General features: G+C 32.9%; 8 protein-coding genes. 4 read left to right on the top strand and 4 right to left on the bottom strand.

What is annotated here, in order from left to right; translation table 11 throughout:
• From ACI9TV_RS14585 to ACI9TV_RS14595, 3 genes are all read right to left on the bottom strand, one after another.
• Nucleotides 1-164: helix-turn-helix domain-containing protein (locus ACI9TV_RS14585; RefSeq protein WP_415251560.1), on the bottom strand; the 164-nt coding region annotated here is incomplete at its 3' end.
• 126 nt (nt 165-290) lie between these two features.
• On the bottom strand, nt 291-506 hold the full coding sequence (locus ACI9TV_RS14590) for a hypothetical protein (protein ID WP_415251554.1): 216 nt from the start codon (nt 504-506) through the stop codon (nt 291-293).
• Nucleotides 507-1,011: 505 nt separating this feature from the next.
• Nucleotides 1,012-3,873 carry a DUF4214 domain-containing protein gene (locus ACI9TV_RS14595; protein ID WP_415251555.1) on the bottom strand — a complete coding sequence of 954 codons (2,862 nt, stop codon included), beginning with the start codon at nt 3,871-3,873 and terminating at the stop codon, nt 1,012-1,014.
• A gap of 1,207 nt (nt 3,874-5,080) precedes the next feature.
• Here ACI9TV_RS14595 and ACI9TV_RS14600 point away from each other — a divergent pair.
• From ACI9TV_RS14600 to ACI9TV_RS14615, 4 genes are all read left to right on the top strand, one after another.
• Entirely contained in the window at nt 5,081-6,433 is a 1,353-nt protein-coding gene (locus ACI9TV_RS14600) for a sensor histidine kinase (protein WP_415251556.1), read from the top strand.
• A gap of 55 nt (nt 6,434-6,488) precedes the next feature.
• Entirely contained in the window at nt 6,489-7,172 is a 684-nt protein-coding gene (locus ACI9TV_RS14605) for a response regulator transcription factor (protein WP_415251557.1), read from the top strand.
• A 91-nt stretch (nt 7,173-7,263) separates the two neighbouring features.
• Nucleotides 7,264-10,740 (top strand): DUF4214 domain-containing protein, encoded by a 3,477-nt coding sequence (locus ACI9TV_RS14610; RefSeq protein ID WP_415251558.1) that lies wholly within the window; start codon nt 7,264-7,266, stop codon nt 10,738-10,740.
• A 299-nt stretch (nt 10,741-11,039) separates the two neighbouring features.
• Nucleotides 11,040-11,681, top strand: a complete 642-nt coding sequence (locus ACI9TV_RS14615; protein WP_415251559.1) for a carbonic anhydrase — start codon at nt 11,040-11,042, stop codon at nt 11,679-11,681.
• A 10-nt stretch (nt 11,682-11,691) separates the two neighbouring features.
• Here the strand turns inward: ACI9TV_RS14615 and ACI9TV_RS14620 are convergent, their stop codons facing one another.
• On the bottom strand, nt 11,692-11,859 hold the full coding sequence (locus ACI9TV_RS14620) for an EAL domain-containing protein (protein ID WP_415251561.1): 168 nt from the start codon (nt 11,857-11,859) through the stop codon (nt 11,692-11,694).
• Nucleotides 11,860-11,861: the final 2 nt, after the last annotated feature.

The following is an 11,861-nucleotide window of genomic DNA, read 5'->3' on the forward strand; positions in this document are numbered from 1 at the left end:
ACAGCATTGTATTCATTATTATTTAGTGAGTTTCTTTTGAGCTCTCTAGAGATAGTTGAGTGATGTACACAAATATTATTTGCTATGGCTCTTTGGCTCAAGCCTTCTTTTATTAAAGCTTCAATTTGATATCGTTCTTTCATGGTTAACTGTTTATATTTCATGCTACTTCTTATTTTTTGGTTGAAATAGATTAGCAGGTTTTCAGTTAATCCTATCTTTCAACTTATTTTCAAAAAATTGTACTTGATATTAGAATTGGCGCTTGAATTGGCAAAGTAACTGCCAAATCAGCATCGCTTCTCAGCTCTTGTAAATTCTTTTACTGCTTCACTAATCTGCTCAAAATACTTCAGCTCGATGTTGATGTCTCTGCTGTAGTAATAAGCCTTAATATCCTCGTTCTTAATCGCCTCAAGTACTGTGTCTACAGATTCTTCATCGATACATATATTTAGAAGGTCCTTTACTGATAGGTCATAATCTTGTAATGCTTGGGTTAGCACCTCTAGTGGTTCGACATGTACTTCCACATCTCTTAGTTCAATTAGCATTTCTACTCATAAAGTGAACCATCTTTTCGGGATCATATAGGCACACTCACTCTGTATGTTAGCGACTTTAGGGTTCAGAGTATATGGCGGTAATAATCTATGTGGTTGTACTTGATTGTAGATACAGTCATAGCTTACGTTGATGTATTTGGATCAGCTATGTCCTTGAGGTAAAGTTGGTGGTTTGATTAAATCCTCAGTTGCAGCATCTTGAAGTGTCATAAATTAAGGAGTTGGACTTAGATCATTTGAAGTTGAAGTGATGTTGCTGAGCTTTCTTGGGATATACAATATAAGTTGGTTTCTGGATGTATTTTTGGTAAGTAGCTACTGAATGATCAGACTGTATCAACTCTTAAATGAGATATTATTTCAATAGCTTATTTTCTATAGTGATCTTCCATAAATAATTAAATAAATTTCTCTTCACTTTATAAAAGCGAAGAGATTCAAGAGACTAAGGTAAAGGGGCAGGTTTTATACAGCGCACAGATAAACCATATGCACGATCAACTATTTCAGGAATAGGAGCATTAGTCGTATTACCATTAATAACTTTCCACGCAAATACACCTGGATGATTGATATTGGAATAGTTTTCTACATTAATAAATTCATCAGTACCAGATACAGAAACTTCTCCATAATTTTCTTCATCTCCTGCAGTCCATCCAGCAGTAGCAGGTTCGTCATTATAACCTCCCATCCAACTTATATTTTCATAACGTATCTCTATAGCAAAATCAGTATCATTTATTCTGTGCAATCTTATTTGATGGGCATTCCCAACATCTATAGCTTCCTGGTCGTTATAATGAATACCATCAATATAATAAGCATCTGAATCACCATTATTTTCGTATGGAGCAATATCATCCCATGTAATAGTAATAATACCATTTACTGCATCAAGATGATAATATAACTCATTACTCCCTGTAGATGTACCATTGGGAGAGACATTAGCTGATTCACCCATGTCGATATCATCATATTGACTTGCGATCATAGGACCATCAGTATATCCTGCTATTCCTGCTGAATCATAAGACGTTTGATCATGGCCGAAAGTCACATATCCATTTGTTCCAATAAATATATCATTATAAGTATGGCCAAAGAAATTTATTCCATTTGGAAAAACTGATGTAATATCTATCTCTTGATAATCGTCGTCCTCATCAGTAATTGTTGTTAGTGTTCCAAAACTCACTCCTCCATCTGCTAGAACTAAATCATTGCCAGCTTCTATATAGCTAGTATTTTCGTCTACTTCTTGTAAATTGACATCTCCATAATCAAAACTTTGAGAAGTTGGATTTGGAGATGGTGTTGATGTCCATAGTGCTCCATATCCATCAGGTGAGTTATAAAATGATCCATTGATATAGTGACGATACCCTGGAGCAGGAAACTTTAGAAAATTCTGAAGTGCTGTAGCCGCATTTACAATTTTAACTGCACCAGTCTCATTATTTTCTACTCCGGTATAGTTTGTTTCAGCACTTAATTCATTAAATGTAGGAACTCTGTATCCAGCAGGACATACACTTGTGCCATCAATTACAGACCATTGACTATTTCTTAAACTACCATTATTGTCTATATCTGATGTTAACCAATCCTTATCTTCAATTATAAAATTAGTAGTATGGTTATCTATCACTAAAGCCTTAGTGTTATTAGTTTGACTATTAGCCTTTTCATGACCGTTTGTTAATCTTCCCCATTGATAATAATCACCAAAACAATCACTGTCTGTAGATGATGTACAAACACGAGATGCTCCGACATTCTTATCAAGCCATATTCTAGAAGTTATAGGAGAAATAATTTCGTTATTATCATCTTCAACTTCAGATATTTCTGGTACTGCAGGGCATTCTTTTTCAGTACATTGACGTGTCAGTTCAGGTTTTTCTTCATTACTACAGTAATCATTATTTATCGTATCTCCATTTGAATCAGTACATTCTAGTTTCCTAGTTTGTATCGCATTATCAGTACCGCAACTTCCTGAACAAGACCCCCATTCACTCGCAGTCCAAACCGCAGGTGCAACGATCTTTAAACAACGTACAGAAGCTGACGTATTTTTACTATTAATAAATTTCCATGAAGATATATGCTCTTGTATATTTAATATTTTAGGTATACCATTTGAAGTACTACTTGATAATAAATATACTTCAGAACCATCATCTGTTGATGCTCCATATGTATTCCCTTTTCCAGCTAATGGTATATTAAAAAGGCTATGAGCCAGACTATAGTTAGAAATATTTTCAGCTAGTAATTCTTCTATTGACGGTAACCTACTGCCAACTGGACAAGGATCCCATGCTCCATCACTATTTGATTGCAAGGTTTCCATTTTTTCTTTTTTTTCAGACAGGGTTGGAGCATCCGATCCACCTTCCCATTGATAATGTTCTCCAAAACATTCCTCTTGGCTTACATTGTACAGATAATCTGTTTTGAAATCAGAACGACTTTTATCACATACTTTCATTGCACCTAAGTTTTTGTCTAACCATATTCTTCCAGTGTTTGTAGAGGTTACTGTTTTATAATTGATACCATTATGGATTATTGTAACTTCTTCCAAATTTTCCCAATCATTATTAATTAAACTAATACTATCGCTATCATTTACAGTCCCTAATATCCTTTGCTTTGCAGTAGTAACTGTCCTTTTATCAATCCCCACACCACTAATTACTTTAATGGAAGCTAAATAAGCAGGATCGCTTGTAGGATTTTGAGAATCAACAACATTAGTCTTAGTACCTAAGTTTTTAGTAAAATATACAGCTACTTCTACTTTATTTGTAATCAGGTCTTGTCTTTCTTGCGCTGCTGCTAACTGTTCTGCTGAGAGTTCTGGAAAGTTCTCTAATGTTAAGTCTACAGTTAGGGAGGCATTCATAAATTCAGCAATCATATCTGATCTTGATGTACCACTATCTAGTAAGCCTTTCCAGTATGCTACACCACCTGCATCTCCTTCTTTTCCAAGTGAGTTTTGATATATGGCTTGAACGAATGATTCATTATCCATATTTCCGTATGTAGACTCAAATACAGGATGTTGTGCAAATGCTCCTGCGAGTTCCTTTAGTACATCTAATGGATTTTTATTAGCAATAGCCAATTCTTCCCCTTTAGCACTCCAGTGTGTTAACCCTTCTGCATCTGCTGCACGGTTAAAGAAGGAGATATAAAGGGATGTGATTTTGTTTTCTATACTTACTTCTCTGGCTTCGAGGGTTGCCAAGGATAAAGTGGCGATGAGGATAAGTTTCAAGATATTTTTCAATATTCTTCCTTAATATATTTTACTAATTATTATATAGGAATAATGTTTAATATATTCTGTTTTTTTAGTATTCTGCTATCCTCTGCATTAAATACTTATCTTATTAATATAATGCGTACTTTTTCAAAAAAGAAATGAGTGAGTAATATCAATGAAAAACTTTATATTCTAAAACGCGCACTTATGCGCGATTTTAAAACTACTTAAGATGCTATGATGTAAGTAGCTCTTTTGTCTTCATACACTCCTCCAGCTGTTGTTGAAGATCCTTTACTTCACTTGTCTGTGGATGATTTTTGTTTCTAGAGCATTTTATTTATTAACAATAATAATTTAAAGAACCCAACTATTAGACTTAATAGTAAATATGGGTACTTACTTTTCTGCTTCTTCTTATAATTCACTAAATAATAATCGACTAAATTTAACTTCATACTTTCACTAAGTCCACGATGTAAACTAATCATGTTTTTCATGTGCGAGAATACTCCACCTTCAAGTGTATTTGTTGTATTAGATATAGAGTGAAATTTTTCTCTGTTGTTAGGGTTAATCTTGAAACTATTTTCTTAAGGTCTTTACTCGCTTCAAGTTTTGGTCTCATTGTAATATATCTTTGTATAATCTTCTTTTGATGAAAGTGACACATTTTGTATTGGAATATCTTTAAAAGCCTTTGTTAAGCCTCTCTTTCCATAAAATGTAGCATCACATACAAGATTAACTTTCCTTGGATTATGTACTTTAACATCAACAATATATTTATCTCTTTGCTTTACTATCCAGCTTATTGATTTAGAATATTTTACTGAAAGTTGATTGAGTGTTTGTCGTTGTAAGAAGTACTCTTTAAATATTATTTCTTGTAGATGCTCTGGTCTTCTTTTCGAGCTAAAAGAAGTTTTACAACCTTTACAAAAATACCTTTTTACTCCTCTTCTTGAAGCATTTTAAATAACATTTTTAGACTGACAATTTATACATATTTTAGAACTTTTTTACAGCCATTTATAAATAAACCTTTCTTTACTCCTACTATAGCATAGTTTAGAAGGTGTTTTAAGCATCTGTTTTTATGATTAAATCAAATATTTATATTTTATCTAATAAATAAGTGAGGTAACTTTACTCTTAAACTTCTGTATTTTGTGGACTCACTTATATCATGTTATAATAGTTGCACTATAAATAAACCTAAAGAATATTAATGATTATAAAAGAATTTTTTACCCCTAAAGATACTTTCAGTAATGATGAATGGGTACTTAAACATCAAATTTTCGCCTTACTCATTATTTCTTTTTCTTTAGGTTTGGGTATCTTGTTCTTTGCCATATATCGTGTAACACATGGAAGTGTTATTGCAGGTGTTACACAATTTCTCTTTTCTTTTTTCTTGTTATTTGGATTTATAAAATTACGAAAAGATAAAAACTTTTATACTCAATATTCTATTCTCTTTTTCCTTTTCTTTTTTATCTATATTCTTATTGTATTTTTTTTCGTTCCTCAAAATCATTTAAATATACTATGGATTGTTACAGCTCCTGTACTTATTTTCTTTTTTTTAGATAAAAAAGGAGGTATTATTATTTTTATTTTGCTATTGGGATTTGTAGGCTACCTTTTAGTTATAGAATATCCTTACACCATTGCAGAATACATTACATTATTTGCTGTATTAACTACTTCAACACTAATTATGTTTGCCTATGAAAAAATAAAAGATGTAGAAAGAAATCAACTTTTGTCTTATAACTTAAGACTTGAAAAAGAGATAGAGGGAAAAACATTTAAATTAAGAGAACTAAACAATAACCTTAAAATAAAAGTAGAAGAAGAGGTTGAAAAACGCATTACAAATGAAGAGATACTTCTTAGACAAGCTCATATGGCTAGTATGGGTGAAATGATCAATGCCATTGCACACCAATGGAGACAGCCACTTATGAACATTAATGTAGTAATGATGAATTTAGATAGAGGGATAGAGACACAAAAAGAGATTTCTTATTTAAAAGAAAAAGTATTAGAGGTCTTTTCACTAACTTCACATATGTCTAATACCATTGAAGACTTTAGAAATCTTTTAAAAATTGGGAAAGAAAAGAAATATTTTCTCATAAAAGATGTAATGTATAATGTAATTACATTAATTAAAAACAATCTAAAAGATATAAAAATTATCTATGACCTTGACAATAAAGTAAAAATAAAGAGCTATGAGAGTGAATTTTCTCAGGTCTTAATTATACTCTTGTGTAATGCTTCTGAAGTATTGTATGCCAAAGGGATAAAAGAAAAAAAGATTTATATTAGTGTAAGAGGGAATGAAGATCAAATTATTATAGGTATAGAAGATAATGCAGGGGGAATAGAAGATAAAAATCTATCCAAAATATTTGATCCCTATTTTACGACTAAAAAGCAAGCAGGCGGTACAGGGCTTGGACTGTATATTGCCAGTATTATCATTGGGCATAATATGCAAGGTAAATTGGAAGTATCCAATACAGAAATAGGTGCATTATTTACAATTAAAGTTCCTATAACTTTGTAAAACCTTACACTTCATTACACTTTTATGTAATACTAAATTTAAGAGGAGTTTGATTTTGAAAGCATTACTGAAAAAATATACTATACTTTATGTGGAAGATGAACTCAATATTCAAAAAAACATGGCAGAATATCTTGAAGGATATTTTCGAGAAGTATATGTTGCCTCAGATGGTGAAGAGGGGCTGAAAATGTATGATTTACATAGACCTAATGTACTCCTTTTAGACATTGATTTGCCTCGGGTGGATGGACTTACACTTGCTAAATACATACGAAAAAAAGATAAGCAGGTTGCTATAATCATGCTTACGGCATTTACAGATCAAGAAAAACTACTACAAGCTACTGAGCTTAAATTACTAAAATACCTTGTAAAACCAATAGACCTTTTAGAGTTTCAACACACTTTAAATTTACTGGCGATTGAATTAATAGAGCTCTCCCCTAATATACTTTTTCTTGGAGAATCCCTTGTATGGGATAAAGAGAATGAAAAATTATTGCATAATGGTAAAGCATGTGCACTTACTGCTAAAGAACAAGAACTGTTAGCATTACTAATTCGGCATAAAAATAAAAGCATAAGCTTTGAAGAGATTATGGCCCATGTATGGGTAGATGAATTTGACAGAGAAATTTCACTTAACTGCGTAAAGAATATTGTGAGTAACCTTCGTAAAAAATTGCCAAAAGAGAGTATAAAAAATGTGTATGGGGAAGGATATATATTTCAATAGCTTTCTAAAATAAACTTTTTTCTTCAATCTTACACTTTCTTACACTCTTTTGTCATACTTCATAATATATAAAAACAATAAAGGATATATCATGAACAAGCTAAAAACATCATTCATCATTCTAACCTTACTCTTTGCCATTACACTTCAGGCTCGAGAAGTAAGTTTGGAAAATAAGATATCAAGTTTATACATATCTTTTTTTAATCGTGCAGCGGATAAAGAAGGCTTAGATTATTGGAACATTGCAGGGGCTAATGCAGAAACTGCAGGTGGAAACGCATTAAGTGTTCTTAAAGACTTATCCGCTGGTTTTGCCGGACACCCAACTTTTACCACAACATATGGTGGTATGGGTAATGAAGAATTTGTCCAGGCAATCTATAAAAACTCGCTTGGCAAAGCTGGGGATACAGAAGGTGTAGCATACTGGAGAGGTTTACTTGATAGTGGCAAATCTAGAAGTGATATGATAGCTGAGTTTATGGATTTATCTTTAACTTTAGACTTAACGCCTGAAAAATTTCCAAACTTATCTGCTGAAGATTTAGCTGCAGCACAAGAGAGACAAGACCTGATAAGTAATAAAGTAAATGTAGCAGTACACTTTACTAATACTCTTGGAACACGTACTAATGTAATAGAAGATAACCCGGATTTAATCACAAGTAATCCTTCTTATTTAGCTTCTATTGAGGTTCTTTCTGAAGTTGGTATTGATCCCACCACTGTCTCAGATGCTAGAGGGAAAATAGATATCATAGCTGATAGTGAGGATGCTATTAGCTCTATTAACATTAACTGGGCTTCTTTAGCCATTTCAAATATACAACTAGGAACAAGATATATTAATCTAAGTCCAACAGATACGCAAGTACTTATAAATCCATACCCTATTTTTAAATTCGAAAGAAATGCTATTAGTACTTCGTCTACTATTTCTTGTGCAAATTCTACTGCTACTCTTAATGATGTAAAACTTAAAGTCATTAAAATAGATGCTCAAAATGTAAACGCAGTTGTGGCATTAGAGCAAATCATACAAGTACCTAATGAGTGTAACTTTGAAATAAATTTTCCAACACTAACACTTGAAGAAAATGTAGGTTATGCCTGGTATGTTTCAGATCCTGATGATATAGAAGATGAGAATACAACATGGAACAGTTTTATCTATTCAACTCAAAGTATCGGAGAAGGAGATATCGATCCTCATTCTTGTGAGAAGAACATGGTTCAAGACCAATCATTTTTACAAGACAATAGCCCATGGGAAACAGCTTCTGTACCTCAATTTACATCTATATTACCAGCAATCATACTTGCAAACGGAGATGAAGACAATGGAGCGGGACATCTACAAACACCTAACGATGTTCTTTTTCAAACTTTAGCATACCCTATGGAACAAGGAAAATATTATCAACTTAAATTTTCACTCAAACATGAAGGAAAGACTGACTTCCAGATAAAAGCTTTAGCCTTTAACGGTACACTCGATAGTTTACAACCTGATTTAAATACATCTATCATTGCTGTTACAGGAACAATGACAAATCAAAATAACTGGGTAAAAGTAACATTACCAGCTTGGCAAGCAAATAGTGATTTTAGTAACCTTGCAATAGCTATATTTAATGAGAATAATGAAACTATATCTGCACTTATAGACAGAGTATGTATTGCTGAAGCTAGCTATGATGGATGTGGAGAAGAGGTAGATGTCACTATAGATGTCCCAAGTGGTTTTGATATGAATAATAGTGACCCAGTTATAACAATTACAAGATATGAGGCAGGTGCAACAAGTGACTTATATCCTAATTATGACACAAGTACATCTAACTGGTATGCTGATGTAAATAATACAGACTTAGAGTGTAGTTCTATTGGTGGTGGAGAAGAACTTACCTCCGAAGAACAAGCAGAACTTGATTATATCTTGAGTCAGGAAGAAGGGCTAGATGATGATTATGCACTTATAGATAGTATGGAACTAAATAATACTTCACCAGATATTAATGAAACAGGCCTACCCTTAGTTACTACAACAGCTGGTGATAAAACTTGTGGAGATAGGATAGTTGATCTGAGTAAACCATTTTCAGGAAGAGATATAGTTTATGTACATGGACTACAACAAGCAGTCCTTAATGGGTATAAACATCACCCGCCAACATTTACCGGTCGTTGGCCTAATGATGCAGCTGACTTTTATGAAGGTGGAGAATATCATAATGCTACAAAAGGATATTGGAATAATCATATTAGACATGTACTTGGAGGAGATGAAACAGACCCAACTAATTCATACTTAATCGTTACTTGGTCTACAAATCAGCATCTATACCCTGCAATAAATGCTATACTCAAGCAAGTTCAAGATGCTAGAGATGGTAATAATGCAGGTGTTGTTTTTTCAAAAGAGGGAAGAAATAAAGGACAGTGTTTTGGGGATAACGGTATTGTATTCGTTTCACATTCAACTGGAGGACAAATCATAAGTACCATGTTTGGTCTTTTAGAATTAAATAAAAATAATTTGGCTAGTCCATTCCATATAGACTCTTCTCTCTATGATTTAATGGATGCACAAGTTGCATTCGATGCAGCATTTAGAGGATCACCTATTGCTACGGCAGGACTTGTTACGAATAGTATTAGTGTATTGACACATCTGATGGGCGATGGAATACGAAAACTTTTTAATGATGATGTTTTGTCTGGTGCATCTACATTTGTTCCTAGAGATACAATTATGGCTGACTTGGGACTAGAGTCCTATCGTTCACATTATCGTAGTATTATGGAAGAAGGTACAAAGCCTACTCTAATGTTAGCCGGAACATTGACTGGTGCACCTACCGATATGAGTAGAACAGCAGCAGAAGTTCTCATTAGAGGATATAATGATGGTGTTCTTTCATCGTGGTCGCAAACAAATCATATGACAAAAAGACCAAAATATTGGGTAAAAAATAAATGGTTATTAAAAGATCTTCATGCAGAACGAGCTAAAAAAATGAGTATGTATAGAAAAGGTAAGATATTTTTCAACCCATTAAAATTTAGGTATTTTGTAACACCTTATCTATCTCCTTCTGGTATGATTCAGTATAACAGTGTTCAGTCTGTTGCAGATGACAGAGCTTATCTGAAAAATCATTACCCAATTATACAAGCACCTGCAAATCACTTTGGTAATGTGGATGAAATACATTTAAATGGAAATTCTTATTATCAGCCTTATGAATATTTTGAGAATAATTGGGAAGAAAGTAGTGTCGTTCATGATGCTTCACTTTATACAAGAGGCCTTTTAAGTACAGAGTTTGCTACGTTACCTTATATTGAAATTGCTAAAGAAACATGGGGACTTCATTGGATAAAAACTATATGGGTTAGAAAAGAAATTAAAATTTTTGGTAAAGTAATTAGGCTCAAAGTTCCTAAATTCACTTGGCATTATTATGAATATATAAAATGGCAAAGACAGTATGAACTACTGAGAAACTCTAAAGATAAAAAAGGTGCTGACTATATGTACCAATATCTACTACGACCATAACGTAATACCTTACGAAATTTTCGTAAGGTATTTATCCTAAACTATCCTCATACTATAAGTTTCTGATTCTATCAATTATCTAACCTAAAGTTCACTTTCCTCTTCCAATAAAAGAATTGCTGTATATAAAACACCTGCAGAACCACGATATGCTGATGAACCTTGTGATTTATTATCTCTACTCCGATAAACAAGCTAACCTACTTTCATAGATTTCAGTAAAGTAAACTTAGAATCACATCAATGAGCAAGTACTTTTTAAATAGTATAAGAGTAGAATTACTGAACTAAGGAATATTATGGATAAGATTAACAAGTATATTAAGAACAATAAATTATGGGCAGCTAAAATGACAAAGGATGACCCAGAGTATTTTAAAAATATTGCTAAAAGTCAACATCCTGAACTCTTGTGGATAGGATGTTCAGACAGTCGTGTTCCTGCTGAAATTATTGTTGGTGCAGCGCCTGGTGAAATGTTTATCCATAGAAACATTGCTAATCAAGTGATTGCTACAGATTTTAATTTTTTAAGTGTATTACAATATGCTGTAACAGTTTTAAAAGTGAAGCATATTATTGTTTGTGGTCATTATGGATGTGGAGGTATACAAGCAGCCTTACAAAAACAAAAACCCAATTTACTTGTTACAAATAAGTGGTTGATGCATATTAAAAATACCTATCGACTTTATCAAAATGAAGTTGATGTTTTTGAGACTGAAGAAGAAAGAGTAAATAAACTAGTAGAAATTAACACCATTGAGCAAGTACATGCAGTATCTCATTCATTAGTTGTTCAAGAATCGTGGGATAAGCATGGAGGGCCAATAATACATGGCTGGGTTTACGGATTAGCTGATGGTCTAGTCAAAGAACTCATTACACTTGGCCCTGGACATCAAATAGACCCCATCTACCAATATGAACCTCAAGAGTAAATTATAGTCTTTAACTGCGTATAAACATTTTCTTTATCTCTTGAGCAGGTATTGGTTTAGAGTAAAAATATCCTTGAATACTAGAACACCCATTCTCAACTAAAAAGTCTCTTTGTTCTTTTGTTTCAACACCCTCTGCAATTACTTTTAGATTTAAGCTATGTGCTAGAGCAATCACAG

This window comes from Sulfurimonas sp. (assembly GCF_047622445.1).
Taxonomy (GTDB): Bacteria; Campylobacterota; Campylobacteria; order Campylobacterales; family Sulfurimonadaceae; genus Sulfurimonas.